The following is a 25,800-nucleotide window of genomic DNA, read 5'->3' on the forward strand; positions in this document are numbered from 1 at the left end:
TTCCCACGGGTCGAGGCGGCGGCCGGCCCGGCCTACCACCGGGCGGCTCCCAGGTCTCTGGAGATCGCCCTTGCGGCCTCACGGATCAGGGTGATCAGGCTCGGCCGGGGGTGACCCTGGCTGTCACAGATCCGCTCGACCGGCCCGGACAGCCCGATGGCGCCGACGACGAGCCCGCCGTGCCCGCGGATCGGCGCGGCAAGCCCGGCCTCGCCCATGCTCATCTCCTGGATCTCGGCGGCCCAGCCGAGTTCTCGGACCTCGGCGAGAGCCCGGGCGAGCTGCTCGCGATCGATCAGGGTGTGCCGGGTGTACGCCTCCAGCCCCGGATACTGGCCGGGCTCGATCGCCGCGGTCCCGAAGGCCAGCAGCACCTTGCCGAGCGACGAGGCGTGCAAGGGCAGCAGCGAGCCCACATCCAGGGTCTGGAAGGTGTCGTCCGGCCGGAACACATGGTGGACGATGAGCACGCTGCCCTCCAGGGGCGTCCCCAGGCGAACCGCTTCCCCGCTCCGGGCGGCGAGAGCATCGGCCCAGTTGAGGGAGCGCGAGCGCAGCTCATTCACGTCCAGGTAGCTGGTGCCGAGGTGCAGCAGGGCGGCCCCGAGCTGGTATTTCCCGGTCGCCGCGTCCTGCTCCACGAAGTCCACGTGCTGGAGAGTGCGCAGAATGCCGTGTGCGGTGCCCTTGGCCAGCCCGAGCGAGGCCGCCACCTCGCCGAGCCCCAGTCGGCGGGGCCCACCGGCGAGGAGGCGCAGAATCGCCGCCGCCCGCTCGATCGACTGGACTGGGCCGGCCATGAGGCGAGCCTATTACCGCCTCGGACGCTTCGCTTCACGGGCGGACGCCACGGGCGCACAGCCGCTGCGCAGCCGCGGTGAAGATCCTCGTTCGGTAATGCCGACCGCCGTTCATTGACCTGTCTGATTTGCCTCCCTAACTTGCTGCGAAGCCGGGATGCGCTGAGACAGGGCGCCGGACAGGTAGTACACACCACCGGGAGAGACCATGGCGGCACAGCTCAACACGCTGCTCCGGGCGACAGAGGAACATGTGTGTCTGGTGCCGCCCGCCGCCGGCGCTGTCTCGGCCGTACGCCGAACCGTGGCGGCGGCACTCGCCGACTGGAACGTGTCCCCGGAGACCGCCGAGGACACGCTGCTCGTGGTCTCGGAACTGGTCACCAACGCGATCGTGCACGCCCGCCCCCCTGCCGTACTGCGGCTGTCCTGGGTGCCCGGCGACGGCGTACGCACTCTGCGCGTCGAAGTCACCGACGCGGGACCTGCGCTGGCGATGGGGCAGTCCCTCACCGGGATCGACCCGGACGAGCACGGCCGGGGCGAGACGATCGTCCACGCCCTGGCGAATCGCCACGGCATACGTGTCCATCCGAGCGGCGTCACCCGGTGGGCCGACCTCGTCGCGGTCTAGAGCGCGGCTTCCGCCTGAGACGGCACGGGTGCCGTCCCGTCCGCGGTCTGCCTGCGGAGAAGGAGCAGGGCGGCGTCGTCGTGCAGTCGACCGCCCACATGCGCCAGCAGCTCGTCATGGAGGGCTGTGAGCGTGCGCACCGGGTCGTCGGACACATGGCGGGGCAGGCCTTCGACCAGCGGATAGAACGCCCGGGCGTGATCGCGAGCCTCGGTGACCCCGTCGGTGTAGAGCAGGAGCTGGTCTCCCGCGGTGAACGACAGATGCTGGAGACGGGGAGCCTGTCCCGAGAGGGCGCGCAGCCCGAGGGGCGGCGCGGGATGAGCGGGTTCCACCGGCCTGACGTCGCCGGCCGCGGATATCAGTAGCGGAGGCGCGTGCCCGCAGTTGACGATCTCCAAGTGTCCCGACGGGGGACATCCGGCGATCACGGCGGTGACGAAGTCGTCCGGGCCGAGGTTGCGGGACAGGCTCCGCTCGATCCTGTCGACGACGGCCAGCAGGTCGGGCTCGTCATAGGCGGCCTCGCGGAACACCCCGAGCACGAGTGCGACAGTCCCCACGGCGGGCAGCCCCTTGCCGCGCACATCGCCGACGATCAGCCTGACTCCGTACGGAGTGGGCACCAGGGCGTAGAGGTCCCCGCCGATCCGGGCCTCGGCCGCCGCGGCGCTGTAGCGGACGGCCACCTGGAACGGGCCGACGGTCTCCGGGATGGGCTGCAGCAGCGCGTGCTGGGCGGCCTCGGCGACCGAGCGGACGGCCGCGAGGACCCGTTCACGACGGCCACGCAGCACGCTGGCCAGCCCGCTCGCCGCGGTGACGGCCAGCAGGGCGGACAGTACGGCTGCCATCTCGCCGGCGGGAACCCCGTGCTCATTGCCCAGCGTCGCGCCCATCGCGGCGGCGAGGAGTCCGACGCCCAGTACACCGCGCGGCCCGTTGGTGGCGGCGGCCAGCGCGGGCCCGGCCGCCAGCAGCGGCAGCCAGACCCCACCGGCGACGTCGAGGAACGCCACGACGGCGATGACCACAACGGGCAGTACGCACATTCCGGGGACCAGGTGCCCGGCGGCACACCGGCGGGCCGATTCCCGGGCACCCGCCAAACAGTCCCTGAACAGCCGCATCCACGCGTGGTCGCCGCCGTGATGCCGAGCCTGAATCATGCTTCGTCCGTAGTCCTCGCCTGCGTGGGACACACCACCCGGAATGTCCGTTTCATCAAGCAAACGGGCTGGGCGTGGGCAGCCACAAGGAGCGGAATTTCAGATAGTGAGCGAGAGACTTCTGGTCACGCGGCTCGCCACGAGAAGCATGCGCGCCCGGATCTCCTGCAACTGGGCCTGCCGCTCCACCGGCAAAGAGACCCCGAGCGAGCCGAGCGTGTCCCCGCTGTAGACCGGTACGGCAACGCACACGGTGCCGAGCGCGTACTCCTCCAGGTCCGTGACGGCCGGTGCCAAGGGGGACGACTCGATCCTGCGCAGCAGTTCCGGAACACTGGTGATCGTCCGTGGCGTGAGATCGGCCAGGTGGTGCCTGGACAGATAGTCCCGGCGGGCATCCTGGTCCAGCTCGCGCAGTACGGACTTGCCCAGGGCAGTGGCGTGTCCGGCGTCCTCGAACCCCACCCACAGATCCACCCGGGGTGTACGGGGGCCGTCGACGATCTCGGCGACTCGGATCTCGCCGTCCTCGTAGAAGGTGAGGTAGGTCGCGGCGGACAGCTTGTCCCGGAGGGCCGCGAGCGCCGGGCGGACACGGCTGAGCAGCGTCTGAGCGTGGCCCGCCGAGTGCAGGGACATCAGTTTGTCGCCCAGGACGAAGCCGCCGTCGTCCAGTTTCCGCACGTATCCGTCGTGCACCAGAGTGCGCAGCAGGTGATAGGCGGTGGCCAGGGGCAGCTCGGTCTCGCGTGCCAGCTGTTTCGCCGGCGCGCCGTTCTCGTGCGCGCTCACCGCCTCCAGCAACCGGAAGGCCCGCTGCACGGACGTGATGAGCGTGGGGCCGTCCTGAGCGCCCATAGGACCAGACTGCGCCCGGGCACCTTGCACGGGCAAGGCGGGGATCACCGTGCGGTGGTGGTACCGCTGGCTTGGCGCCGCCTCGGCGGGGTGCTGGTGTTGCTGGTGGGGCAGACCTCGGCGGCCGGCGGGTGGGGTCCCCTGATGAAGGGCGGGTGCTGATCCTTCGGCAGCGGCTCCTGGGCTTTCCGGATGTGTTCGAGCACGCTCTGCCGCGGTTGGACGAGAGCCCTGGACACGGTCCTCGGTCCGCATGGCCGGTTGGCGTCGACGGTCTGGCCTTCGGGTGGCTTTGGGGCCCAGGTGTTGGTCCGGAGGATGCTGCTGCACCGTATTTCGGCTGGTGAGGGTGGGTCAGCGGGTGGTGTAGCCGCCGTTGATGAAGAGCGTCTGGCCATTGGCCCACCAGCCGTCGGTGAGGAGGTGGCATACCCATGGGACGATGTCGTCGATCTTGGTGAGGTCGCCGTTCATGGCCGAGGACTTGTGGTAGGCGATGGAGTCGTCGTCCTCGGCGGGGTAGAAGAACGAGGTGTCCATGGGCCCGGGAGCGATGTTGTTGACCGAGATGTTCCGGCCGAACAGCTCCTTGGACAGGGCCCGGGTGAAATGCTCGACCGGGGCCTTGCTGCCGGCGTAGCAGGAGTACAGGCCGGTGTAGGCGGCCAGCAGCGAGGTGACGATGGTGATGATCTTTCCGCCGTCCTCGATTCTGCGCGCTGCCTCGCGCATGACGAAGAAAGCGGCCTTGCAGTTGACCGCGAACATCCGGTCGTACTCGTCCTCGGTGATCTCCGTGAGGGGTTTCTTCAGCACCACGCCGGCGGTGTTGATGCTGCAGTCGAGTTTGCCGAACCGGTCGACGACCTCGTCGAGGACCCGCTGGACCTCGGTCGGTTTCGTCAGATCGGCCTGGACGGCGAACGCCTCGCCCGGGCCGGCGTTGATCTGTGCGACCACGCCCTCGGCCTTGGCGCGGGAGGAGTCGCTGTTGTAGTGGACTGCCACCTTCGCGCCCTCGGCTCCAAGGGTGGTGCTGATCAGTCCGCCGAGGTTGCGGGACGCACCGCCGACGAAGACCGCCTTCCCGCTGAGCGTCTTGTCCGGAGCGTTGACCATGACAGTCTCCTTGATCATGCGTGGGAAGGAGCACGTGAACCGGACCGCCGGCCGAGGGCGGGCGGTCGGGATGCGCCCGTACCAAGGAATCACCGTCCGGGCATCTGGGCATCTCGGGCGGTCCGATCGGCTCCGGCGTCGGTCCTGATGGCCGGGACGCGGTGCGGGTCACTTCGCAGGCCACGACTTTGCCCACGCGGCGGGCAGGGTGACATGGCCTCGCGGAGGGGCGGAGGGGCGGAGGGGCGGAGGGGTCTGCTGGCGGCGCGACGAAGCCCGCCGAGACGAGCCGGGTGTCGCATGAGGCAACTCGCATTCCGGAACGGTATGGCTACCGAGTGCCAGCCGGCTGTCGGGCGGGTGCCCGCGTGCTCATCCGCTCGTGCAGCAGCGGAAACCTCACGGTGGCCTGCGCCGAAGTCCTCGGCGCGGCCGGGGCATCTGCGCCAGGGCACTGCGCTCGACGGCGTTATGTGATCTGCGGGCCCGTCCCAGCCGGCCGGTGTCTCACTCAGCGGGGTGCAGCCAGCACCCTTCCGCTGCGGCCCGGCACGGCCCGTGGGGAGGATCGGACCGGATTTTGACGGTAGCGATCAGCCGGTGATGCGCTGCTGCGGAACGCGCCCCGGCTCGGGGAACCGGCCCCGCCCGTTCCCGCACCGGTCGCCGCCTTGCCGCTGGAGTGCATCGCGAACCGGGACGACATGAACACCGGCCACCTCCCGGCATCTCGCTGGCTCTTCCCCGGCCGCCGGGCCGGTCAGCCGTTCCGGCCCGACCACCTGTCCGCGTTCTTCGACGAAGTGGGGGTCCCTGCCAACGCTGCCCGCGGCGCCGCCATCCGCCGGCAACTCCTCGAAATTCCTGCCCTCTCGTCGAGGACGCTCTCGGCTGCCATGACAAGGCCACCGCCCGGCCCCGCGACAAGACCGGTGGGACATAGAGCCGATACGCCCCGGGCGATCACGCAAGGTCACCAGCGGGCTGGGTTCCTCGGGGAACAGGCGACAGCTGAGTTACGAGAACCCGCCAGTAGACCGGGGCAGGGGCTTGGGCCGGTGTCGGCGGGTTGTCGGCGGTCGTCGGTGGCCTGTCGCTGACATGTCGGTGGCGGCCGGGACATTGGAGCTGGTCGGCGCCGGCCATCCACGGCGCCGGCCACCAGCATCGCATCGTCCCGACTCACGGGAACGGCGCTCCAGGCGTGACCTGCCGGGTGTCCGCCCAGCGGTCCACAGTCAGGAAAGAAGCACCATGACCACTGACGTCACGATCATCGGCGCCGGGCTCGGCGGCCTCACGCTCGCCCGCGTCCTGCACGTCCACGGAATACCGGCCACGGTCTACGAGGCGGAGACCTCCCCGGCTGCGCGTTCGCAGGGCGGGATGCTCGACATCCACGACTACAACGGTCAACCCGCCCTCGAAACAGCCGACTTGATGGACCAGTTCCGTGGCCTCATCCTGGAGGGCCGCCAGGCGATGCGGATCCTCGACCCGGACGGGACCGTCCTGTTCGACAAAGCCGACGACGGCACAGGCGGACGCCCCGAGGTGCAACGCGGTGAGCTGCGACAGATTCTGCTCGACTCGCTCCCGGCCGGCACCGTCCGGTGGGGGCGCAAGGCCGGCAGCGCCCGTGCCCTCGGCGGGGGCCGCCACGAGGTGACCTTCGCCGACGGCACCACCTTGGCCACGAGTCTGCTGGTCGGCGCGGACGGCGCCTGGTCACGCATCCGGCCACTGCTCTCCACTGCCACACCCGAGTACATCGGCAAGTCGGTCGTCGAGACCTACCTGTTCGACGCCGACACCCGGCACCCAGCCGCCGCGAAGGCGGTCGGCGGCGGGTCGCTGATCGCGCCCGCGCCGGGCAGGGAGATCTTCGCTCACCGGGAAAGGGGCGACACCCTGCACGCCTACGTGGGGTTGTCCGAGCCGCAGGACTGGTTCGCCGCCATCGATTTCACCGATGCCGCCGCGGCCACCGCGCGGATCGCGGCAGAGTTCGACGGCTGGGCGGCGGAGCTCACCGCCCTGATCACCGACAGCGACACCACGCCTGTTCTGCGTCCCCTGTACGCCCTGCCGACCGAACACCGGTGGGACCGGGTGCCGGGGGTGACCCTGCTCGGCGACGCCGCCCACCTTGCGGCCCCGAACGGCGAAGGCGCCAACCTGGCCATGCTCGACGGCGCCGAACTCGGCAAGGCTCTCGCCGCGCACCCCGACGACATCGAGGCCGCGCTCACCGACTACGAGCAGGCCATGTTCCCCCGCAGCACCGAGGCCACCGCTTTCGAAGGTGCCGAGGCCCACGGGACCGACTCCGACAACAACACAGCCCACGGCCTGGTCGCAGCGTTCACCCGATATGAACAGGCCCGGTAAGGCGTTCGCCTCACTGGCCCCAACAGAAGTCGTTGATCATGTGACTGGCGGCTTGCCTGCTCGTTGGTGTGGTCGTGGGGGAGTGTCAGTCGCGGCCGTGGATCGTGTCGGATGAACTGTGGTCGCTGGTGGAGCCGTTGTTGCCGGAGCCTGGGCCCACGCTGGTCACGGGGCGGCCGCGGGTGCTGGACCGGCAGGCTCTGTGCGGGATCTTGTCCGTGCTGCACACCGGATCCAGTGGGAGTACCCGCCCCAGGAGCTCGGCATCGGTTCGGGCATGACCTGCTGGCGGCGCCTGGCCGCCTGCAACGAGGCAGGCGTGTGGGACCAGTTGCATGCGGTGTTGTTGAGGGAGCTGCGTTCGGCGCAGAAGCTCGACTGGTCGCGGGCGGTGATCGACTCCTCCCGCGTGCGGGCGGCCCGGCGGGGCCCCAAAACGGTCCCAGCCCGGCCGACCGCGCACGGCCGGGCAGCAAGCACCACGTCCTCACCGACGGCCAGGGGATCTGGCTAGCGGTGTCGCCGACCGGCGGCAACCGCCACGACGTCACCCAGTGGCCGCCCCTGCTGGAGAAGGTCCCGGCCGTGGCCGGCGTCGTCGGTCGGCCCAGACACCGGCCGATACGCTGCTCGCCGACCGCGGCTACGACCACGACAAGTGCGATCGCTGGACACACGGACGCGGCAAGGAGTCTTCCCCTGCTCACGCCAGCCTCTCGTCCTTGATCGCCAGCTCCCGGTCGCCCTGCCGGTAGCCCACGGTGCGAATGCCTAGCGCAGCCTTGAGCTGTCGGGCGGGCACGACCTGGGGAGTGGGGGCGGGGGCCCGTCCCGGCTTCGGCAGTGGGTAGGCGGTGGTGGTGGCAGAGTGGAAGGTGATGTTGCCATCTGTCTTGGTGAACAGTTGGTGGACGTGTCCGTTGAGACAGGTCACCGAAGAGAAACGGCGCAGGAGCGCGATCACCTTCAACGCGTCGTCCGTGCTCCAGCCCCACCGGGGGTACATGGCGAACAACGGGATGTGACTGAAGACCACGATCGGGGTGTCCGATGACAGCCCCGCCAGGTCCTTGCGTACGAAGTCGATCTGCTCGGTGCCGAGGTGGCCCAGCTTCTCCAGGCGCAGAGTGTTGACCAGGGCGATGAAGTGCACTCCGTGGGTGTCGAAGCTGTACCAGCCGTCGCCGAGCGTCCCCTCGCCGAAGACCTGCCGGTATGCGCGGCCCGCATCGCCGATGGAGTCGTGCTCACCGGGCACGGTGAAGACGCGGTCCGTGCGCAGTCCGGTCATCATCTGCCTGACCTGGTCGAACTGGTCCGTCGTAGAGAGGTGTGTCAGGTCGCCGCTGTGCATGACGAAGTCGGGCCGGAAGCCGAGGGTGTTGACCTGGTCGATCGCTTCGGTGAACGAGCCGACCACGTCCATGTTCGCCGGCCCGTGGAAGCCGATGTGGCTGTCGGAGACCTGCACGAACCGCAGGGCGCCGCCGGTTCCTGTGGCGGCCTCGGCGCTGCTGCCCCGGGAGCCGGCGATGTGGCTGAACACCTCTCCGCCGGCCACGGTCAGCACGACGGCCCCGCCGAACCATCCCGCGTGCCGGATCAGTTGACGCCGTGTCATGCCATGTTCCCCGGCGGGCTGGTCGTCGGCGCCGCCCGGAACTGGGTCCTGAGTGTCACGGTACCCGGTCATCGGGTCACCTCCACCTTGGCTGTCATGAAGGGATGGATGGAGCAGAGATAGGCGTAGGTGCCCGGCTTGGTGAACCGGTAGCTGTAGGTGGCGTGGGTGGCCAGAGCGGGTGAGTGCAGCGGTCCGTCTGATCCGGCGCTGGTGACGGTGTGGGCGTCGGTGTCCTGGTTGGTCCAGGTCACCGTCGTGCCCGTGGTGACCTTCAGTGTGGCCGGGGAGAACGCGAAGTTCTTGATCGCCACGACGTCACCGGTCACCGGCGCATCAGCAGCTGTGCCTGTCTTCGGCGAGCCCGTGGGCATGCTCATGCTGGGCATCGGTGAGGTGCTGGGCGCGGTGCTCGCGGCATGTCCCGGTGCGGAGGCACCAGGCATCCCGGCCACCTGCCGCTGACCAGGACCCGGCGTGATGGCACCGGCTGCGGTGGAGTGTGGGGGCTGGCCGCACGCGCTGAGGAGCCCCAGGGCGGCTGCCGTCACGGTTGCGAGCCCGGCCGCGACGCGTGATCGCCGGCCGACATGACCAAAGTTCGGGTACATGGTGTTTGTTCCTCGCCGATCAGGAAGAGAGGGAAGGCGGTGGCCGAGTACGCGCGACGGTCTGAGGCCCGCGGGATCCGCGGTGCGACGGCCGTGCGTCCCGCAACGGGCCCGGCGAGCGGGGGTCATGTTGCGGCGGCGGTGCATTGACGCTTGTCGGCGATCTGCCGTGTATCTCGGCTCTTGTCTGACTTCACGGGCGGCAGTGCCGCTCGGTTCATCCGATACACACCTTTTCTTCCGCTTTCTTCGTGATCTCCCCAGGCTGAGCCGGTCTCTATCGGCGTCACACGGCACGCGGCACGACAAACACGACAAAAGAGCGCATATACGTGATGATCGATTTATGCCATGGAATGCTCGCAAACGTGGCCAAAGTACTGATACGGATCGTTCCGCGCGCCGTGTCCCTGGTGAAGGGACCATTTCGGCCACGGACGAGGAACTGATCCGCGCTCTGTACGCCGAGCACGCGGGTCCCCTGTTCCACTACGCGCTACGCCTGACGTCAGGAGACCGGCAGTGGGCCGAGGATGTCGTACAGGAGACGCTACTGCGGGCGTGGCAGCACCCCACCGCGTTCGACCCCCGACGCGGTCCTGCCCGGGCCTGGCTGTTCACCGTCGCCCGGCACCTGGTCATCGACGCCCACCGGGCCCGGAGGGCCAGGCCGGCGGAGACCGGCGGCGAGGCCCTGGAGCGGGCCGCCGAGCAGACCGTGGGCGAGGACCAGATCGAGCAGGCACTGCAGAGCTGGGCGGTGGCCGACGCCATCCGGACGCTGTCCCCGGAACACCGCGCCGTACTGGTCGAGACGTACTACCGGGGCCGGACCATGGCGGAGGCCGCGGGCGTGCTGGGCATCCCGCTGGGCACAGTCAAGTCGCGGACGTACTACGCACTGCACGCCCTTCGGCTTGCGCTGCAGGAACGAGGCATCGAGCCATGACCGAGGCGTGGAGGAGGTGCCGGCCATGAACACGGACCACGACGCCGTGCGGATGGCGCTGGGAGGGTACGTCCTGGGCGCGCTGTCCCCGGCCGAGATGGAACAGGTGCGCGCCCACCTCGCGACATGCGACGCATGCCGGACGGAGCACGAGCAGCTGGCCGGACTGCCGGCGCTGCTCGCGATGGTCACAGCAGCCGAAGCCGCAGGCCAGACGGTGCCCGCCGGCGACAAGGACCTGGCCGACCGCTTGGTACGGCGGGCTGCCGAGAGCGCGCAGGGCGCTCCGCAGGCACCGTCCGGCGTGTCCGCGGCGCCTCAGGCTTCCGAAGCGGGGTTGATCGACAGGATGCTCCAGCAGGCCGCGGCCAGGCGCCGCAGGACCTGGCGATTGCAACTGGCCGGCGCGGCCGCCTCCCTGATGCTGGTCGCCGCAGCGGCAGTCGGCGGCACCTGGCTGGCAGCCAGCACATCCGTGACGAGTCAAGGCAAGCAGCCCGGACCTACCGCGCCGACTCCGTCGCGCACCTTCTCCGGAAACGACTCCACCACCGGCGTCACCGCCACGGTGAAGGTCTTCCCCTCGACCTGGGGCAGTGTCCTGGAGGTCTCGGCCCATGGTGCGCCGACCGGCATCATCTGCCGATTGCAGGCAATCGGGCCCGGCGGGACCAGGGCGGACGCCGCCAGCTGGCGAGCCGGCACGTACCCGACCGGAACGAAGATCCCAGGGGCGGTCCCCATGACTCCGGGAACCATCCAGCGCTTCGAGATCATCAACGCGGGGAACGGCCAGAAGCTCGTCACGATCCAGGCGTGAGGTCGGCCGGAAGTCACCAAGTCGGGAAAAGGTATGAATCGGTCGAACCGTATGCCACTCGCCGTGCGTATTACCGGATGAGCGCTCACATGCAGGTTCCGGCGTACCGACCGCCTCCACGTCCTTGGCGGTCCCCACCTTGATCCAGCTTCCGCTCCCACATAGAAGAGCCAGAAGACCATGTTTGTGACCAATTCCGAGCGCACCAGCTCACGGCCCTGCTCCCATCGGGCGACGCTGACCCTGCCCGCTCGGGAGGTGCATGTGTCCGCCGCGCGTCACTTCACGGCGGATCTGCTGGAGTGCTGGAGTGTTCCCGAGCGCGAGCGTGACTCCGCCGTGCTCATCGTCGACGAACTCACCGCCAACGCCGCCCAGTACGGCCGCGAGTGCATGACGTTGGTCCTCGTCCTCGACCACGGTGCCCTGTACATCGTGGTCAGTGACTCGGGAACCGCGGTGGAGCACGGTTCGTACGACGTCGCCCCGGACGAACACGGCCGCGGTACCGGTATCGTCAAGTACCTCGCGCAGTCGACCGAGATCCGCCAGACGCGCGGCGGCCGGGAAGTCCGCGCCTGCCTCCGGTGCTCGGCATGACCGGTCCCGGGAGACCGTCGTCCAACCAGGCGCCCCACTGCAGCGCCAACACCGCGCCGAACTCGCCCAGCCCGCGGCAGGTCAGATACCCGGCCAGGTGGTGGCCGGCCTGGGCGACCAGCACGGTACGGCACACGTAGGGCGTTTCCCCGACGGAGCGACACATGTGCGGGGAACTGGCCGGCAAGCCGCTGCCGCCCGGCAAGGTCGTGACGCTCGACGCCACGGCCGATCGCCGACACAGCCCTCTGCAGGGCGCGTTTTGTGTGCCGGACGAACAGGCCCGTTTATGCGGCCGTGCGACTGTTCAGTGTTCCAGGGCGCGGGCGATGGGCAGGGTGTCGCAGGTCTGCTGCAGGCGGACGATCCTGCTGTCCCGCAGAGTGAAGACGTGCGCGAACCGTGAGGTCACCGCGATGCCGGCGGTGGTGATGCCTGCGTATCGTCCCAGGACGATGACGTGGTCGCCGTCCTCGAAGAAATCCTCGCTGACGACCTGGAACTCCGTGAAGTGGGTGAGGAAGCCGAAGAAGTCGCCCAGGATGCTGTCCAGGCCGCGGTACACCCCGCCGTTGGGGAAGCCTTCGACCACATCCCACTCGGCGCCGGGGGCGACGACCGACCGGATGACCTGCGGATCGCCCTTGGCGCTGTAGTAGCGGCGGACGACGTCGATCTGCGATGAGTCCGGCACGGCTGCTCCTCCCATTGGTGCCCCAGGCCGGGGCGTCTTTCAGTTTCCTCGGTTGTCCGTGAGCACGGCCAGTACGCGCCCGGCCGAGTGGCGCAAGCTGTGTGCGGACCTGCGCGGTCGTCGGTGTCCGGCATCGTCTTCTCAGGCACGGCCGCCGTGCCGAGGGTCTGTCGGAGATTCCCGAGACATTCGTGAGTCTATGCGTCCCACCTTCTGGCGCTGGCCTACCGCCGGCTACCTTGACGACATGGTGCGGTGACGACCCGACGAGCCTCTCGGGGCCCAGACGAGGAGGCCCCGGGCCGTCGAACTCAGCGGCCGCTTCGGTGCCTGTGAGACGCACTGTTCCTCCGCGCCTCGGCGAAAGTTGCGGTGTCGCCGATCCGGCACTCCTGAGCGGATGTTACGAAGTCAACTGCGACAATTCGCCCTGCTGGCTTCGCAGTCCACGGGGTCGTCACAGGTTCGGCAGCGGACTTCGTACCGTCCGCTCAGTGGACGTCGATAACGACTTTGCCCGGCACGCGGCGGCCTGCCAGTTCGGCAGCTGCCCGCGCTGCCTGCGTCCAGTCGGTGCGCAGGGCGACTTGCGGATCCAACTCGCCGCGCGCAGTGAGTGCGGCGAGCCAGGTGAGGTCGGCGCCCAGTCCTACGGCGTCGTCCAGCAGGAAGTAGGTGGCGATCTGGCGGTTGTGACGGTGGCCGTTGCCGAAGAGGGCTCCGTAGGGGAACTGCTCGCCGTCGCCGGATATGTGTCCTGCGGCAACCAGCACGCCGTTCTCGGCCAGGGCGCCATGTGCGGCGACCATGTGGGCGCCGCCGACCAGTTCGACCACGCCGTGCACCGGTTCGAGGTGCTGGAGCGCGGCCAGGTCGGTGACGGTTTCGTGGGCGCCGAGTGCGCGCAGCGCGTCCGCCTTCGCCGGATCGCTGGTCACCGCGGTGACATGGGCGCCGCCCCGGGCCGCGAGCTGCAGGGTGAAGCGGCCCACGCCGCCGCCCGCGCCGGTCACCAGGACGCGCCGTCCCAGGATCGGACCGATGCGGCGCAGGGCGCGCAGGGCCGTGCCCGCTGCGACCGGCAACGTGCTGATCGGGCCGAGGTCGGCTCCCTCGGGCACAGTGCCAATCAAATCGGTGTCCACGGCGCGCAGTTCGGCCCAGGCGCCGTCAGCCCCCACGGTGACGACGGGGGTGCCGACCGCGGGACCGGAGCCGTCAGCGGCTGCCCGGACCACCACGCCTGCGGCGTCCCAGCCGGGCACCGTGCCGGCTTCGCCCTCGGGGATGACGTGGTGGACCTCGCCGGCGTTGAGCGAGAACGCGCGGACCTGGATCAGAGCCTGGTGGGCGGCGGGTTCGGGGTCGGGGACCGGGGTGAGCGCAAGGTGACCTGGGGCTGAGTGATCAATCGTCAGTGCCTTCACGACGAGAGATAGTGCCACTCAGTGGCGTAAGCCTACAAGGGGCAAATGCTGCTGGTAGGCTTTGTCTCGTGCAGAAGGACCCGAAGGAATTGCCGCTGCGTGAGCGCAAGAAGCTGCGGACCCGTCAAGCTCTGGTCGATACGGCCCTCGAGCTGTTCACCGCGCGCGACTTCGCCGCGGTCACACTGGACGAGATCGTCGATGCTGTAGAAGTCTCCAAGCGCACCTTCTTCCGCACGTTCACCTCGAAGGAAGACGTGGCCCTGGCCCCCGAGAAGGAACTGTGGGCCGCCTACCTCACAGACATCGAGAGCCGGCCCCTGACCGGCGAACACCTGCTCGGCACCTACAAGGACGCGCTGTTCGCGGCACTGGAGCAGATGACGGACGGATGGGAGCAGCGCTTCCTGGCCAGCCGCAGCCTGGCCGACCGCACCCCCGCGCTGACCGCACACAGCCTGCGCCACTGCTCAGAGGTCTCCGCGACCATCGTTCGGATCGTGGCAGACCGGCTGGCCGGACAGTCCCCCGGCCGCACCGAGCTGCGCCTACTGCTCGACCTCATGCTGGCCGCCTGGCGCTGCGCACTGGAGACATGGACCTCATCGGACCCCGCACAGCAAGACCGCGCGGCACTCATACGGCACATACACAAGGCCTTCGCGGCCATCCCCGCGGTCGCGGCACTGGCAGCACAGGACAGCTGAGCGGACGGTACGAAGCCCGCTGCTGAACCTGTGACGACAGGACGCCCACCCACCGCCGGGCACGCCTCAGCGCTGACGTCTTTCCGGTCCCCGGCCCACTTTACGGCTGGTGACACGCTTCTTCAGTGGGTGTTCTGTGACGGTTCGTTCTGAGCGGTCACGGGGTTGTGCCGGTGCTCAGCCCGACTCGGGCCCTGGCGAGAACGGCGTCGGCTGGGCCGGATCCGTGCCATCAACTCCGGCGCCGAATCGTGATCTGTGGGTCCCAGCGGAAGAAGCCCAGTCGATTCTTACCGCTGAGGAGCTGGAAGAAGAATTTGTACCGGTCGCTCCCTGACCTCTGGACGTGTGCGGCCCAGTAGTGCCCCAGGACGGCCTGCGTTTCGAATTCGTGGTCTGTTTCGGATACCGGGAGCGGAAGAAGAGCGTCAACGATCACAGGTTGAAGGTCGCTGATGAGCTTCCTGTCAGTGCGGACCACGTACTTGTACAGCAGGACGCTGTAGTCGAAGCCGAGTGACAGGGTTGTCTCGCGCCACCTGATCACGTCTCCAGGATCGGCTCTGACGCAAAGCCGGTGTGCCGACTGGCCGATCACGCCGTCCTGCTGGGTCGTCAGGTGGATCAGTGCCGGGTCGACCGGCGTCGGTCGGGCGGGGTCCTGCGAGGGGTTCGGGTATCGCTCGACGATAGTGAAGGCATCGAATGCGATCAACACATTGACGACACGCAGGCATTCCTGCGCAGTGCAACCTGCGGGGATTGCTGTGATCACGGTTCGCCCTCCTTCGGCTGTCCGATCGGATGATTCCGGTAATGCCGCACAATGGGCGTAAGAACCTGGAAGCCGCGGGAAGTCCAGAGCCGGGCGGCCCAGCGGGCAGGATGCGCCCGCCGGGCCGCCCGGCTAGCCACGTGCGGAAGGGTCTGTTGCCGTGACGGCTCCGTGCTCCGTCACTCAGCGCGGCTTGATGGTGATGAACGGGTCCCATTGGAAGAACCCCAGCCGGTTCTTGCCGTCGAGAAGCTGGAAGAAGAACCTGTACGTGACCGTTCCCAACTTCAGAACTTCCGTGCTCCAGTAGTGCTGCTCGATGTCCTGCGTTTCGAATTCGTGGCTGTTGGGGATCGGCAGCGGCAGCCTGGCGTCGATCCTCCGGACCTGCGGGGGACTGATGAGGTGCTGGTCTGCGCTCACATACCTGTACAGCAGAGCGCTGTAGTCGAAGTTGAGCGACAGGGTTGTCTCGCGCCACCTGATCAGGTCTCCAGGACTGGCAGCGATGTTGAGCTCGGCTCCCGGCATGCCGATGATGCTGTCCTGGCGGGTCGTCATGTAAATCAGATCGTGGCCGACGTGTGTCGGATTGTTGGGGTCCTGGGAGGGGTTCGGGTACCGCTCCTTGATGGTGAAGGCGTCGTAGGAGATCAACACGTTGATGATCTTCGAGGCTTGTGCGGGAAGGGCTTCTTCGTTGGCTTCTGCCGTCATGGTTCCTCTCCTTTTCTCTGCCGCTCTGGCGACGCTTGCCGGGTCGCGCGACGAGCATGTAGATCTGGGGACCGGGGAACTCTGGAACTCCTTTCGCGCGAATATCTTCCACGGCTGGTGCGCGGATCACGAACCCTGGGTCACTTTTCGTTGCGGCGAATATTCAGCTACACAGAAGCTCGCAACCTGCCGTTGGTGGAACACGAAGAAGAATTACAGCTACTAGATACGCTAACAAGCACGGTATCCGGACATGCGTGAGAATTGGACGTGAAAACCCCCTATGAAGTCACGGTGATGAAGCCTGAAATATGCCATCAGCCAAGGCCGTGCAGAGGACCGGCTCTCGCTTGTGTCACGCCAGGCGCTCTCTTCTCTTCTGTGAGCGGGGCGTGTTCCGGGCGGGATGAGGGAAGTACTGTGTGGCGACGGGGTGCGTACAAGTTGCGCTGACAACAACGAAATTAGGATCGGTCAGAACCGGCGAGGTCATGCGCATATGACAACAGCAGAGCGTTCTGTGCACCGCAGCCCAGGACTTGCGCCGCTCGATCAGCGGCGCGGTGATTGTCCGTGGCGCCGGTTGACACGACACGCCGACCGCACCATCGGGCTCATGCACTTCGCCTTTGCTGGCCGCGAAACCGGGTGAGGTTATCCGGAGCCGAGAAGCCATGGCCATGACCCGTCACCCGTTGCGACGGCGGCACCTTCGGGAGTACCGGGCCAAGGAGCGAGTTCACGAATCCTGAATCCCAAGAAATCCGCAGGTCAACGTGCTGGACAGGCGTCAAGACGCTTCCCTCGCCAGGGAGTCGGGTGTGCCGGGACACGGTAGTTGTCACCGAACAACGTCCACGACCTGGTGGTCGACGGCGGCGGGACACGGTGGTTGTCACCAGCGGGACGCGGTTCTTGTCACCACGGCGCTGAGGACAGCGCGTATGTCACCGGTTTCACGACGCCGACCAGCGTCGACGACTCGGCCGTGCGTTATCGCCGCTCGCGGTGACAGAAACCCTGTCCAGGTGGCAACTGTCGTGTCCCGGCACATCGGGCAACAGGTGGCGACGCTTCACCGCAGGCCAAAGGTGATTACGGAGAGTTACTTTTCACTTCGCGGCAGCTTCGGGAGTACCGGGCCACCATGCGGACCGTTGAACCTCGCAGAACACCCAGTCAGAGCTGACCGGATTCGTCGATGACGATCTTCTGCGAGGTCTTCCCTGACTGACTGCCGAAGGCCTCGATCTTCTTCACCACGTCCATGCCGCTGGTGACCTCGCCGAATACGACGTGCTTCCCATCCAGCCATGAGGTCACCGCGGTGGTGATGAAGAACTGCGATCCGTTGGTGTTCGGGCCAGCGTTGGCCATGCTGAGGAGGCCGGGCCGGTCGTGCTTGAGCTTGAAGTTCTCGTCCGCGAACTTGGCGCCGTAGATGCTCTTGCCGCCGGTTCCGTTGTGGTTGGTGAAGTCGCCGCCTTGGAGCATGAACTGGGGAATGACCCGGTGGAAGGTCGAGCCCGCATAACCGAAGCCCTGCTCGCCAGTGCACAGCGCCCGGAAATTCTCCGCTGTTTTGGGCACCGTGTCCGCGAAGAGCATGAACGTGATCCGCCCGAGAGGTTGACCGTTAGCACTGACGTCGAAGTAGACCTGGGGATTAGACGCTGACATACAGCATACCTTCACTCATTCCAGGCTGAAGACGGTGTTCGCACCGCAATCGGCACCCGCACGGGTGAAGGGCTACCAGCCCGGCGTCTAGTTCAACCAGCCACCGCTGGGCAGAGCAGGCTGGCGACCCGCAACGCCAATTGGGTTACCGAGCCGTGTCTGGTGCGTCCATTCGGTGTGAGGCGTTCTGCGAGCGTTCGCCGGATCTCAGCTTGAGCTGGCCTCTGGGGCAGCTGGTGCTGCCTTGGCGAGGGTGAACAGGCCGGGCTCAGGTTCGGTGAGGATGTCGCGGGTCACCAGGCGTTTCAGCTTGGCACGGGTGTTTTCGGTGTGCCGCGGCTCGGTGCCGAGGCCGAGCGCCCGGGAGACCTCCCTGGCGCGGAGCCCTTCTCCCGCCTGCTCGAAGAGCGCCAGGATCTCGCGGTATCCGTCAGGCAGCGGCTCAGGTGGCGGGGTGCCCTCCTCGGGGGCCAGTTCCAGGATGGTCTCCCGGGTGGTCTCCAGACGGTTCAACGTCTCTTCGGCCGCGGCGAGTTGTTCAGTGAGCCAGGCAATCTGGTCACGCAATCGTTCGGCCGTCTCGCGGATGAGCTGCTGCCGGGTCTCGATCTTCTCCAGGAGTTCCCTCATCGACGCTCCCGCTGGTCGGGGATGCTGCGTGCCGGGCCGGCGGATCGCGCCAGGTCGGGGTGGAGGTGCGGGTGAGGCGCCGGAGCATGACGTCGGTCATGGACCAGTGGATCATTGCCACCGAGCTGGCTGGCCGTGCTTCGTAGTCGCGTGCCAGACGCCGGTGGAGCATAAGGGTGCCCAGAGTCTGCTCGACCACCCACCGCTTGGGCTCCGGCACGAACCCTCGTGCACCGGGCTCGCGTTGGACGATCTCGACGTCGATTCCGAGGCGGGCGCCGTGTTCGACCACCTGGTTTTTGAATCCGGCGTCCACTCATGCCTTCGTCACGGTCGGCGCGGAGGCGGCGGCCTTGTCCAGCAGCGTGATGCCGATCGCGTTGTCGTGGACACTGGCCGCGACTACGACGGCCGCGATGACCAGGCCGAGAACGTCGGTGGCGATGCCTCTCTTGCGGCCCGGGCTCTTCTTCCCCGGATCCAGCCCGGTCGTCTGCTTCGGTGCGTTCACCGACCCGCGCACGGTCTGGGAGTCCATCACGACCGCGGTGGGGTCCTCGCTCCGTCTGCGGCTTTCGCGGACCTGCCAGCGCAGCAGGTCATGGATGGTCTCGGCAGTGCCGTCGTCGCGCCATCTGCCGAAGTAGTAGTACACGGCGCTCTTCGGCGGCAGGTCGTGGGGAAGGTAGCGCCACTGGCAGCCGGTGCGGGCCTGATAGAGGATCGCGTTGACGATCTCCCGCATCGCGTACTCGATCTCGAGCGGTGGCGGTCGAATGCGGGTCCCGGTCGGGTGATCCATCCGTGGCGAGGGCATGGGGAAGGGGCTTCCTGAACAGCTCGTGGGTGTCGAACCATGCGGCAACAGGAGGTCCCAGTGCCGCAGTCTTCCATGTCGATGACAGGGCAGCCCGACTTGGCTGCTCTGCCATGTGACTGCCTCGCGCACGTGTGCGCAAACGCGGCCGACCGGCCCGAGCGGCAGCGCCGGTACCGGACATGACGGACGGGGAGCGGGCGGCGATCCAGCCCACGGCGCCGCCTCTCACCCTGCGTCCATCGACCGAGGGGCTCGACCGCTACACTGCCTGCGCCGGTCGAACTGATGATCCAAAGGTTGGGGCTGTGAATCTAAAGGCCAGACGCGTTGCGTGCGCAGCGGCTCTCTCGCTGGGCATTATTCCGGTGTCGGCGTGCAGCAGTGCCAGCGGGACGGCCCAGGCACCCCACAAGCCTTTGCCAACTGCCGCAAGGCAGTCGACACAGTCGAGTTCCAACCCCACCCATTCACCAGCCGGCTCCACTTCGCCTTCGGCGGCGAGTGGGACCCCAATGACGGAGAGTCAGCTAAAGGCTGCCGCGATAGCCGCCGCAGACGTTCCGGGCCTGCGAGCCGACCCAGCACATGACAGTACCGGGATCATGACCCGAAGGCTCACAGCGAGCTCCGGAGGGCCGGTCTGCACGGAATTCCTGAACGCTTCCAACGCGTCCGTAGACTCCTACCATCCCTCTTCCGAGCTGGGTAGGGCCTTCACCGCCAACACGGCCGCCGGAACGATGAAGATCAGGGTCTCCTTGGTGGGCCATGCCTCGTCGGCCGATGCACAGCAGGTCATCAACGACACTCGTAGCTCTGCAAAGGGATGCTCCCATCTTACGGACGAGGGTGGGAAGCAGCGCATGAACCTGGCCCCCCTGCCGCTGCCGGTAATGGGTGACGATTCCACCGTTACCCGTGTCGGTCTGATATCCGGCAGGCTGAGCGAATGCGTGACCATTGGCCTGGTGCGAGTTGGCACGGTATCGCTCACCATCACGGTGTTCGCACATGACGGGTATTACCCCCACATGCTGCAAGAGGTGGCGAAAGCGTCCGTGAGCAAGCTCCAAAAAGCCCAACGCTAGATCGTTGTCTCCTATCCCGATGCGCGCCTGACATTGCGGCGTCAGGGAAGGCCCGAGCGGCGTAAGTAGCCTGTTGTCGTACCGATCTTGGGGTTTGTCGATCGAACGGGAGTCCCGATTGGGTGGCCGCAGTGTTCCGTGTCGAGGGCCGGGCGGTCCAGTTCCGTCACGTTGGAGTGTGACTGTCTGGCTCACCGGTTCGGAAACGCCGCCGACACCGGCTCCCGGCGGCCGCGTCATCCGACGGACATGACGGACGCGGAGTGAGCAGCCATCCGGCCGTTGCTGCCTATGCCTGGCTGGATGCGCGGCCGGGGAGGGCAGTCGGAGGCGTATTTCGGCTTCGCCGCCTCCCGGGGCGCCGATGGTGCGTCCGCATCCCGCACATCCGGGGTGGTCTCCGTCTCGGCGCTGCTGCCGCCGTCCGGATCCAGTACCGTACCGACCCGTCTGCGATCGATCGCCCACTCCTGCCATTCCTGCTCGGCCGGGGCCAGTTCGGCGTGGATGCGGTGGGCCTGCTCACGCAGCTCGTCCACGCGACGGCGAGCACCCAGCTCACGCTGTTCCAACAGCCCAGCCACCGACGGCATCCGCGACCTCCCCAGGAGCGACAGTACGCCAGGCCACCACTCCCACGGGACCGCCGACCCTACGCCCGACCAGCGGAAACGCAGCCCTCAAGTCCGGAAAGACAACAGCTTCTTACCGACACCCAGTAACTGGCCGTCGGGACTCCAAGATCATCCCGCGGCGGGTTTCTGGCGTATCTGGGTCATGCCCCTACGACGAGCGGGAGAAAGTCGTCCAGCAGATCGCCGACATGTTCGGCGTGCCCCGCTCGACGGTGTGCGGACACCTCGACAAGACCGAGACAGTCCCGCGCCAGCCGAAGAAGACCGCGGTCACGAAGCCCCGACCGCTACGCTGCGGCTGGGGTCAGAGAGAGGAGCCCAGGGCCGATTCCGAAGGACGCCTCGCACATCGAGTTCACTCAGTGCGCCTCTCGGCTACAGCCTCGGCGAGTGCACCCCGTCGACGACGCGGCCCTCAGTCTCTTCGTCCTGCACACGCGGGCGGCTCCCGCCTCGCCGGCGCTGATGGGTGCCGCACCTCCCCGACGACTGGGACGTCTGCCGTGTCGAGGCGCCCAGCCGGGGCCCACTAAGCGCGATGCCCGTCCCGAGAGCGCCACCGGCCTCGCCGCCTGCTCCTCACGGACCTGCGCCCCTGTTGGACACGCCATTCGCCCTGTTAGGCCACAGCATGGGCGCCCTCGCCGCGTACGAGATGACACTCCAGCTCGTCGAACAGGGCCTGGAGCGTCCGGTGTCGCTCGGTATCCCCGCCTGCGAGGCGCCTTCCGCCGAGCAGCCCCGCTTCGGCAGCACGGCCCTGCACACACTGCCCTCTGACGGCCTGGACTCCGCCCTCGCCGCCATGGCGGCCTGCCAGGGGCGATCTTTGAGGACGACGACATCTGTGCGGTGTGTGGGCCGCGCCTGCGCGCGGACTTCCGCCGGGTGAAGAACTGGCGCCCGCGCGCCGCGGACCGCGCCCGCACACCCATTACCCTGCTCGCTGTTCGGCGGCGAGGACGACCACGTGGTCAGCCGCGACCAGCTCCTCGTCTGAGCCCGGGGCGCCGGCTTGATCCGCCACCTTCCAGGGACCGCCCTCAGTAGCGGTCCCCACCCTTGCCACAGCTCGGGCGAATGCTCACTCAGAGTATTCACCAACGTGTAGGCAAGGCCCGCCGTGACCCCTATCCGGGCACGGGTGTGTCCGGAGGGCGGGCGGGGCGGACGGGCAAGGAAGTGGGCCCCTTCGGAAACGGCCTGCGGCCATGGGGCGGGGTAAAAGCTCCCGTCGCCCAGTGGTCGGCCCCCCGCGCGGGGCCAGAACCTCGCGCGTTCCGTTCTGGGGCTCAGTCCGCGTGTTGGGGAAGTCTCCTGCACTGTGTTACGGCGCGCCCCCGATACGACTGCGGTGTGATGGTGCGACGGGTTTCCGCGGGCCTGGGCTGACGGCGTTGCGTGAGTTCTGGGAGAGACCGGACACGCTGGCCCATTGTTGCTGAAAGTAACGGCGTGGTCTCGTGCTGGCTGACATCATCGGCTCTACTCGCGGCAGTTTTCGACGTTTGGTCTGCGGCGAGAGGACTGTGCGCTGGTGTGACGTGCTGGGAGGGAGCTCTGCTTGGCTTGCGCACGTTGATGACGGTCCGGCCTGTCCGCGCGATGTTTTGGGGGCACCGTCGATGAGTTGGCAACATGCCTGGTTGGCTGATTATGTGCTACCGGCTGCGGTGAGCGCGGTGATCGCGTGGGTCGGGCTGGCGCGTGAGTTCTCCGGCAAGGGCCGGCTGCTGGGCAGCTGGGCGTCGTCCGGTCTGGTGTTGCTTGTGCTGGCATTGATGGGTGTGGTGGCGGCCGGCGCGGTGGTGCTGCTGCCGCACGCGGCGTCCATTCCTCCGGTGGTTGCGGGTGCTGCGACGGGAGCCACCGCGCTGCCGCGGCGGAAACAGGATGAGACAACGCAGCCGTACGTCAAGTTCATGACACTGGGCATCGCCCTGGCCAGGGAGCGGCTGGTGCAGCGCGTGCACCTTGACGCCTGTACCTGGTCGGACCGCTTTCTTCGCGGTATCGAAACGTCTGCCCAGCTCAGGGTGTTCGTCCACGATCTCAAGCTGTACCTGCTGGAGCGGCATCCGCTCGCTGCCGAGACCAAGGTGATCACCGCCATCTATACGGATGTGGAGAGGGCGATCGACGTGGCGCTGGACGTGCAGACAGGGATCGATGAGGCATGCCGTCAGGCCGAGCGCGAACCGACGGGTGACGAACTCATCGCCCGGCGCCAGGCGTTCGGCACCGCCCTCGCGCAATGTGGACACCTGCTGCGCTTCGCGTACGTTCACGGCCGCCGCAGCGAGAACGAAGAACTTAAGACCCTGCGTGCGAAGGCGATGTCCGACGACGCGTTCCACAGTCCGGTTCTGCCACCGCAGCGTCGCTGGTTCGACCGCTGGCTGACCCGCTGAAAGGAGGCGGATCACCCGCCAACGAGATGACTTTGGGACGCAAGTGCCGTTCCAATGCTCAGCGGTGGGCCGAGAGCCCGCTGCTCCTGATGGGCGACGAGTCCGTGCCGTCGCAAGCTTTGGTGCCCGTCGACTGCCCTCGGGTACAGAAGGTGATCTGGACATCGGCATCCAGCGCCTCCGCCACGGCGGCGAGTGTCCGCACTGTCAGGTTCGCATCGCCGGACATGATCTGGCTGACGCGGCCCGGGCTGACGCCCATCGCCGCTGCCAGATCGGAGCGGGTCTTGCCCTGCCCGGCCAGCAGGCCGGCCAGGGAAGCAGTCGCCTGTCTCGCTATCCGGGAAGCCGCTAGGGTGGTCCGGCTCTCGTCACGGGCAAAAATGCCCATGATTCACCCCCAACTCATGGAGAGACAACACTCGTTGCCACTCCATCAGCATGCCACCTTTAGCTATGACTAAAAACTCGGTTGGTGAAAAATCTACACCCGACACTCCCCATCCAGGGCCCTGGTCTGCAGCAGTCCGTCGCGAAACTGACGCAAAGTCACCCTGTTGGGCCCGTGATAGGAGCTGCTAAGGACACTCGGCGGACAGATTCATGCGCTGTACGCGAGGGTGTCTTGGTGCCCCGCCGGGCCCGGGGTGTCCGACGGGCGGCGGCCCCATGCCGAGATGGTCATTTGAGGGATGTCGATGAACGCCGGGTCCTTCAGCAGTTGGTCGACCAGGGGATAGGGGGAGGTGGCGGCCGGCAGGTCGTAGGGCTCTTCGACGACTAGCCAGCCGCCGGGGGAGGGCCAGCCGGCGGATCAGCTGCTCGCCGGGACTCGGTTCGACCCCGCAGACTCCCTGGTGGAACAGCTCAGCCAGGGTATGGACGTCCATCTCGAGCACTCCGTGGCGAACCGCAACGCCGTCCTTGCCGCGAACCGGGTCCTCGCGGGTGGCCCGGTGATCCAGAAGATCATGACGAACGAGCTGGACGCGCTCCGGGCGCGGCTGCTGGCCGTACTCCCACTCGCGGACGAAAGTACCCGCGAGGCTGTGTCGGGCGTCCTGAAGAGCGGGCTGGTCTTCGACCAGGTCCTTTGCGTCGACTGGCTCACCCGCGAGACCTGTACCCGCACCCATGTGCGCGACGTCTGCATCGGCGCGGTTCTCGGCGCCCTCCGGCCGCTGCTCGCAGAGGACGGCCGAGTTGCTGCCCCGGCCATCCTTGGCCTCTGCCGGCTTGCGGTGCCTGTCGGGGGTTGAGGTGGCTCGGGCGGGAGGGTCCTCGGGACCGGCCATCGGGCTGTGGGTCCGGGGCGGGACGGGATGTGATGACAGCGGTCCCGGGGCTTGGTCGGGTGTGCGGCCAGGTCGGCCTGGCCGCGGTTTGGTGGCCTGGCGGCGGCAGCGTGGGTGGTGGGTGGGGCCGGACGGTGTCGGCTCAGGTGGGTCGGCGGGTGCAGGGCGGTGGGGTTGGGCCGGTTGCCGTGTGGAGGTGCGGGCGGCTTGAGTGTGGTCTCAGGATCGTGGCCATGTGGACTTTCTTGGTGGCCCTGTCGTGTCGTCGGCGAGTGTGGCGCGGTGATGTGTGTCGTGTCATAAGTGCGGTTGTTGCCTGTGGTGTGTTGCTGGGTGGTGTGTCGGGGTGCGATCGCGGGGCCGGGAACAGGGTGGCGCACAGGATTCCGGGTGGTGCGCCGGGTGCGGCGACGGCTTCTCCTGGCCGGCCTGTGGTTCAGGCGCGTGTTCCGGGTGTGGGGGAGCGGATGTGGGAGCAGGTTCCGGCTGACAGCGGGCAGGTTGTGGTGGTGTATGGGGAGGGGCCGGATTCGGCCGAGAGTGTGGTGGTGCTGTATCAGAAGCGGGGTTCGCTGTGGGAGCGGACGGCGAGCTGGCCGGGGCACAACGGCCGGTTGGGCTGGACGACGGACCATCACATGGACGACGAGCACAGTCCGGTGGGTGTGTTCACCCTTACGGATGCGGGAGGCTCGCTGGAGGATCCGGGGAGCCGGCTGAGGTACTGGCAGGACGACAATGCTTTCGCGTCGATGCTGGCTCCTGGGGAAGTTCATGATCACGATTTCGACTATGTGATCGCTATCGACTACAACCGGGTGAGCGGTGTTCCGCCGTTCGACTGGAGTCGCCCCGACGGAGTAGAGCGTGGTGGCGGGATCTGGCTGCACATGGATCACGGTGACGGGACGTCGGCCTGTGTCACGGTGCCGGAGTCGGGTATGAAGACGCTTCTGCGTGTGCTGGACCCGGCGCGGCGTCCGGTCGTGGTGATGGGGGACCGGCAGCACCTTGAGTCGTGAAAGCCGGGCCGGCCGTGCAGGTACCTGCTGCGGGGGCTCGCGTATCGGCGGTTCTCGCCGCCTGTCGGCGCCGCCGCTTTTGGTGGTCAGGGCGGAGGTGAGTGCGCTTTGTCCCGAAGGAGACGGGCGGGAGGGTTTTCTGTCCGGGCAGGAGGGTCTTCTGGGGGACGAGGGCGGCGTTTGCAGCAGCAGAGGGTTGCGACGATTCCGGGGAATGCCACGTAGTTGCCGGGTTTGCGTTCGCGGTGGTTGAGGCGCCGGCAGCCGGTCAGCCAGGACGGGTGCTGGCGGCGGAGATGGGCGGAGTCGAGGACCACACACGACAGC

Annotated in this window: 24 protein-coding genes and 4 pseudogenes; 12 read left to right on the forward strand and 16 right to left on the reverse strand. The window is 67.6% G+C overall.

All coding sequences use genetic code 11. The features are described from left to right. Nucleotides 1–32: 32 nt before the first annotated feature. Nucleotides 33–800 carry an IclR family transcriptional regulator gene (locus M878_RS89940; protein ID WP_023553557.1) on the reverse strand — a complete coding sequence of 256 codons (768 nt, stop codon included), beginning with the start codon at nucleotides 798–800 and terminating at the stop codon, nucleotides 33–35. A 208-nt stretch (nucleotides 801–1,008) separates the two neighbouring features. On the opposite strand from M878_RS89940, the gene M878_RS89945 reads away from it, so the two are divergent. Continuing rightward, on the forward strand, nucleotides 1,009–1,434 hold the full coding sequence (locus M878_RS89945; RefSeq protein ID WP_023553558.1) for an ATP-binding protein: 426 nt from the start codon (nucleotides 1,009–1,011) through the stop codon (nucleotides 1,432–1,434). On the opposite strand, the gene M878_RS89950 is transcribed toward M878_RS89945, so the two are convergent. From M878_RS89950 to M878_RS89960, 3 genes are all read right to left on the reverse strand, one after another. Further along, nucleotides 1,431–2,603: a PP2C family protein-serine/threonine phosphatase gene (locus tag M878_RS89950; RefSeq protein WP_078630523.1), complete on the reverse strand. Its 1,173-nt coding sequence runs from the start codon at nucleotides 2,601–2,603 to the stop codon at nucleotides 1,431–1,433. The genes M878_RS89945 and M878_RS89950 overlap by 4 nt on opposite strands. Nucleotides 2,604–2,702: 99 nt before the next feature. Then, nucleotides 2,703–3,461: an IclR family transcriptional regulator gene (locus M878_RS89955; RefSeq protein ID WP_023553560.1), complete on the reverse strand. Its 759-nt coding sequence runs from the start codon at nucleotides 3,459–3,461 to the stop codon at nucleotides 2,703–2,705. Between the two features lie 354 nt (nucleotides 3,462–3,815). Continuing rightward, on the reverse strand, nucleotides 3,816–4,580 hold the full coding sequence (locus M878_RS89960; protein ID WP_023553562.1) for an SDR family oxidoreductase: 765 nt from the start codon (nucleotides 4,578–4,580) through the stop codon (nucleotides 3,816–3,818). Between the two features lie 1,254 nt (nucleotides 4,581–5,834). Between M878_RS89960 and M878_RS89965 the strand changes: the two genes are divergently transcribed. Both M878_RS89965 and M878_RS000000100785 read left to right on the forward strand, forming a co-directional pair. After that, nucleotides 5,835–6,971 (forward strand): FAD-dependent oxidoreductase, encoded by a 1,137-nt coding sequence (locus tag M878_RS89965; protein WP_023553563.1) that lies wholly within the window; start codon nucleotides 5,835–5,837, stop codon nucleotides 6,969–6,971. Nucleotides 6,972–7,045: 74 nt separating this feature from the next. After that, a pseudogene (locus M878_RS000000100785) lies at nucleotides 7,046–7,657 on the forward strand (IS5 family transposase); the annotation flags it as partial. Between the two features lie 17 nt (nucleotides 7,658–7,674). Here the strand turns inward: M878_RS000000100785 and M878_RS89970 are convergent. Continuing rightward, nucleotides 7,675–8,592 (reverse strand): metallophosphoesterase family protein, encoded by a 918-nt coding sequence (locus tag M878_RS89970; RefSeq protein ID WP_031227273.1) that lies wholly within the window; start codon nucleotides 8,590–8,592, stop codon nucleotides 7,675–7,677. 68 nt (nucleotides 8,593–8,660) lie between these two features. Continuing rightward, nucleotides 8,661–8,972: a plastocyanin/azurin family copper-binding protein gene (locus M878_RS89975; protein ID WP_031227274.1), complete on the reverse strand. Its 312-nt coding sequence runs from the start codon at nucleotides 8,970–8,972 to the stop codon at nucleotides 8,661–8,663. Between the two features lie 577 nt (nucleotides 8,973–9,549). Here M878_RS89975 and M878_RS89980 point away from each other — a divergent pair. The 3 genes from M878_RS89980 to M878_RS97005 all read left to right on the forward strand — a co-directional run bounded on the left by M878_RS89980 (nucleotide 9,550) and on the right by M878_RS97005 (nucleotide 11,572). Beyond that, entirely contained in the window at nucleotides 9,550–10,152 is a 603-nt protein-coding gene (locus tag M878_RS89980; RefSeq protein WP_023553568.1) for a sigma-70 family RNA polymerase sigma factor, read from the forward strand. A gap of 25 nt (nucleotides 10,153–10,177) precedes the next feature. After that, entirely contained in the window at nucleotides 10,178–10,972 is a 795-nt protein-coding gene (locus tag M878_RS89985; RefSeq protein WP_031227276.1) for an anti-sigma factor family protein, read from the forward strand. A 264-nt stretch (nucleotides 10,973–11,236) separates the two neighbouring features. Further along, complete coding sequence (locus M878_RS97005) at nucleotides 11,237–11,572, forward strand: ATP-binding protein (protein ID WP_023553570.1); 336 nt, start codon at nucleotides 11,237–11,239, stop codon at nucleotides 11,570–11,572. A gap of 307 nt (nucleotides 11,573–11,879) precedes the next feature. Here M878_RS97005 and M878_RS89995 read toward each other — a convergent pair whose 3' ends face one another. Then, complete coding sequence (locus tag M878_RS89995) at nucleotides 11,880–12,266, reverse strand: nuclear transport factor 2 family protein (protein WP_023553571.1); 387 nt, start codon at nucleotides 12,264–12,266, stop codon at nucleotides 11,880–11,882. 491 nt (nucleotides 12,267–12,757) lie between these two features. Continuing rightward, nucleotides 12,758–13,693, reverse strand: coding sequence for a zinc-binding dehydrogenase (locus tag M878_RS90000; protein WP_023553572.1), 936 nt, complete (start codon nucleotides 13,691–13,693; stop codon nucleotides 12,758–12,760). A gap of 68 nt (nucleotides 13,694–13,761) precedes the next feature. Here M878_RS90000 and M878_RS90005 point away from each other — a divergent pair, with 68 nt between their 5' ends. Next, nucleotides 13,762–14,400 (forward strand): TetR/AcrR family transcriptional regulator, encoded by a 639-nt coding sequence (locus M878_RS90005; protein WP_023553573.1) that lies wholly within the window; start codon nucleotides 13,762–13,764, stop codon nucleotides 14,398–14,400. 232 nt (nucleotides 14,401–14,632) lie between these two features. On the opposite strand, the gene M878_RS90010 is transcribed toward M878_RS90005, so the two are convergent. The 5 genes and pseudogenes from M878_RS90010 to M878_RS000000101580 all read right to left on the reverse strand — a co-directional run. Beyond that, nucleotides 14,633–15,175: an inclusion body family protein gene (locus M878_RS90010; RefSeq protein WP_245238328.1), complete on the reverse strand. Its 543-nt coding sequence runs from the start codon at nucleotides 15,173–15,175 to the stop codon at nucleotides 14,633–14,635. Between the two features lie 183 nt (nucleotides 15,176–15,358). Further along, nucleotides 15,359–15,892: an inclusion body family protein gene (locus M878_RS90015; RefSeq protein ID WP_023553575.1), complete on the reverse strand. Its 534-nt coding sequence runs from the start codon at nucleotides 15,890–15,892 to the stop codon at nucleotides 15,359–15,361. Nucleotides 15,893–17,071: 1,179 nt separating this feature from the next. Next, the gene (locus M878_RS90020; RefSeq protein WP_031227280.1) at nucleotides 17,072–17,572 is read right to left on the reverse strand and encodes a peptidylprolyl isomerase; all 501 of its coding nucleotides are present in this window, start codon (nucleotides 17,570–17,572) and stop codon (nucleotides 17,072–17,074) included. 207 nt (nucleotides 17,573–17,779) lie between these two features. Beyond that, complete coding sequence (locus M878_RS90025; RefSeq protein WP_023553577.1) at nucleotides 17,780–18,202, reverse strand: hypothetical protein; 423 nt, start codon at nucleotides 18,200–18,202, stop codon at nucleotides 17,780–17,782. A 40-nt stretch (nucleotides 18,203–18,242) separates the two neighbouring features. Further along, nucleotides 18,243–18,953: pseudogene (locus tag M878_RS000000101580) on the reverse strand (IS5 family transposase); the annotation flags it as partial. A 932-nt stretch (nucleotides 18,954–19,885) separates the two neighbouring features. On the opposite strand from M878_RS000000101580, the gene M878_RS97995 reads away from it, so the two are divergent. After that, entirely contained in the window at nucleotides 19,886–20,110 is a 225-nt protein-coding gene (locus M878_RS97995) for a hypothetical protein (RefSeq protein WP_158692861.1), read from the forward strand. A 236-nt stretch (nucleotides 20,111–20,346) separates the two neighbouring features. Here the strand turns inward: M878_RS97995 and M878_RS90040 are convergent, their stop codons facing one another. Continuing rightward, entirely contained in the window at nucleotides 20,347–20,703 is a 357-nt protein-coding gene (locus tag M878_RS90040; RefSeq protein WP_037730280.1) for a hypothetical protein, read from the reverse strand. Nucleotides 20,704–21,214: 511 nt separating this feature from the next. Between M878_RS90040 and M878_RS92675 the strand changes: the two genes are divergently transcribed. Both M878_RS92675 and M878_RS90050 read left to right on the forward strand, forming a co-directional pair. After that, nucleotides 21,215–21,637, forward strand: coding sequence for a thioesterase domain-containing protein (locus M878_RS92675; protein ID WP_078630525.1), 423 nt, complete (start codon nucleotides 21,215–21,217; stop codon nucleotides 21,635–21,637). 754 nt (nucleotides 21,638–22,391) lie between these two features. Next, entirely contained in the window at nucleotides 22,392–23,156 is a 765-nt protein-coding gene (locus M878_RS90050; protein WP_158692862.1) for a hypothetical protein, read from the forward strand. A 58-nt stretch (nucleotides 23,157–23,214) separates the two neighbouring features. On the opposite strand, the gene M878_RS92680 is transcribed toward M878_RS90050, so the two are convergent. Beyond that, complete coding sequence (locus tag M878_RS92680; RefSeq protein ID WP_023553583.1) at nucleotides 23,215–23,547, reverse strand: helix-turn-helix domain-containing protein; 333 nt, start codon at nucleotides 23,545–23,547, stop codon at nucleotides 23,215–23,217. A gap of 412 nt (nucleotides 23,548–23,959) precedes the next feature. Between M878_RS92680 and M878_RS50315 the strand changes: the two are divergent. Together M878_RS50315 and M878_RS90060 are read left to right on the forward strand one after the other, a co-directional pair. After that, nucleotides 23,960–24,415, forward strand: a pseudogene (locus tag M878_RS50315) (TetR/AcrR family transcriptional regulator); the annotation flags it as partial. A gap of 503 nt (nucleotides 24,416–24,918) precedes the next feature. After that, on the forward strand, nucleotides 24,919–25,473 hold the full coding sequence (locus tag M878_RS90060; protein WP_023553585.1) for a L,D-transpeptidase family protein: 555 nt from the start codon (nucleotides 24,919–24,921) through the stop codon (nucleotides 25,471–25,473). Between the two features lie 176 nt (nucleotides 25,474–25,649). Here M878_RS90060 and M878_RS000000100795 read toward each other — a convergent pair. Beyond that, nucleotides 25,650–25,751: pseudogene (locus M878_RS000000100795) on the reverse strand (IS5/IS1182 family transposase); the annotation flags it as partial. Nucleotides 25,752–25,800 lie beyond the last annotated feature (49 nt).

Origin of the sequence: Streptomyces roseochromogenus subsp. oscitans DS 12.976 (assembly GCF_000497445.1) — a bacterium.
Classification (GTDB): domain Bacteria; phylum Actinomycetota; class Actinomycetes; order Streptomycetales; family Streptomycetaceae; genus Streptomyces; species Streptomyces oscitans.

Coding starts and splice junctions, on each gene's coding strand:
- M878_RS90020 (WP_031227280.1), bottom strand. CDS start 17,572: ATGTCAGCGTCTAATCCCCAGGTCTACTTCGACGTCAGTGCTAACGGT.
- M878_RS92680 (WP_023553583.1), bottom strand. CDS start 23,547: ATGGGCATTTTTGCCCGTGACGAGAGCCGGACCACCCTAGCGGCTTCC.
- M878_RS89955 (WP_023553560.1), bottom strand. CDS start 3,461: ATGGGCGCTCAGGACGGCCCCACGCTCATCACGTCCGTGCAGCGGGCC.
- M878_RS90040 (WP_037730280.1), bottom strand. CDS start 20,703: ATGCCGTCGGTGGCTGGGCTGTTGGAACAGCGTGAGCTGGGTGCTCGC.
- M878_RS89985 (WP_031227276.1), top strand. CDS start 10,178: ATGAACACGGACCACGACGCCGTGCGGATGGCGCTGGGAGGGTACGTC.
- M878_RS89970 (WP_031227273.1), bottom strand. CDS start 8,592: ATGACACGGCGTCAACTGATCCGGCACGCGGGATGGTTCGGCGGGGCC.
- M878_RS89940 (WP_023553557.1), bottom strand. CDS start 800: ATGGCCGGCCCAGTCCAGTCGATCGAGCGGGCGGCGGCGATTCTGCGC.
- M878_RS89945 (WP_023553558.1), top strand. CDS start 1,009: ATGGCGGCACAGCTCAACACGCTGCTCCGGGCGACAGAGGAACATGTG.
- M878_RS89975 (WP_031227274.1), bottom strand. CDS start 8,972: ATGAGCATGCCCACGGGCTCGCCGAAGACAGGCACAGCTGCTGATGCG.
- M878_RS89950 (WP_078630523.1), bottom strand. CDS start 2,603: ATGATTCAGGCTCGGCATCACGGCGGCGACCACGCGTGGATGCGGCTG.
- M878_RS97995 (WP_158692861.1), top strand. CDS start 19,886: ATGAACCTGGCCCCCCTGCCGCTGCCGGTAATGGGTGACGATTCCACC.
- M878_RS90015 (WP_023553575.1), bottom strand. CDS start 15,892: ATGACGGCAGAAGCCAACGAAGAAGCCCTTCCCGCACAAGCCTCGAAG.
- M878_RS89965 (WP_023553563.1), top strand. CDS start 5,835: ATGACCACTGACGTCACGATCATCGGCGCCGGGCTCGGCGGCCTCACG.
- M878_RS89960 (WP_023553562.1), bottom strand. CDS start 4,580: ATGGTCAACGCTCCGGACAAGACGCTCAGCGGGAAGGCGGTCTTCGTC.
- M878_RS90060 (WP_023553585.1), top strand. CDS start 24,919: ATGTGGGAGCAGGTTCCGGCTGACAGCGGGCAGGTTGTGGTGGTGTAT.
- M878_RS90025 (WP_023553577.1), bottom strand. CDS start 18,202: ATGAGGGAACTCCTGGAGAAGATCGAGACCCGGCAGCAGCTCATCCGC.
- M878_RS89980 (WP_023553568.1), top strand. CDS start 9,550: ATGCCATGGAATGCTCGCAAACGTGGCCAAAGTACTGATACGGATCGT.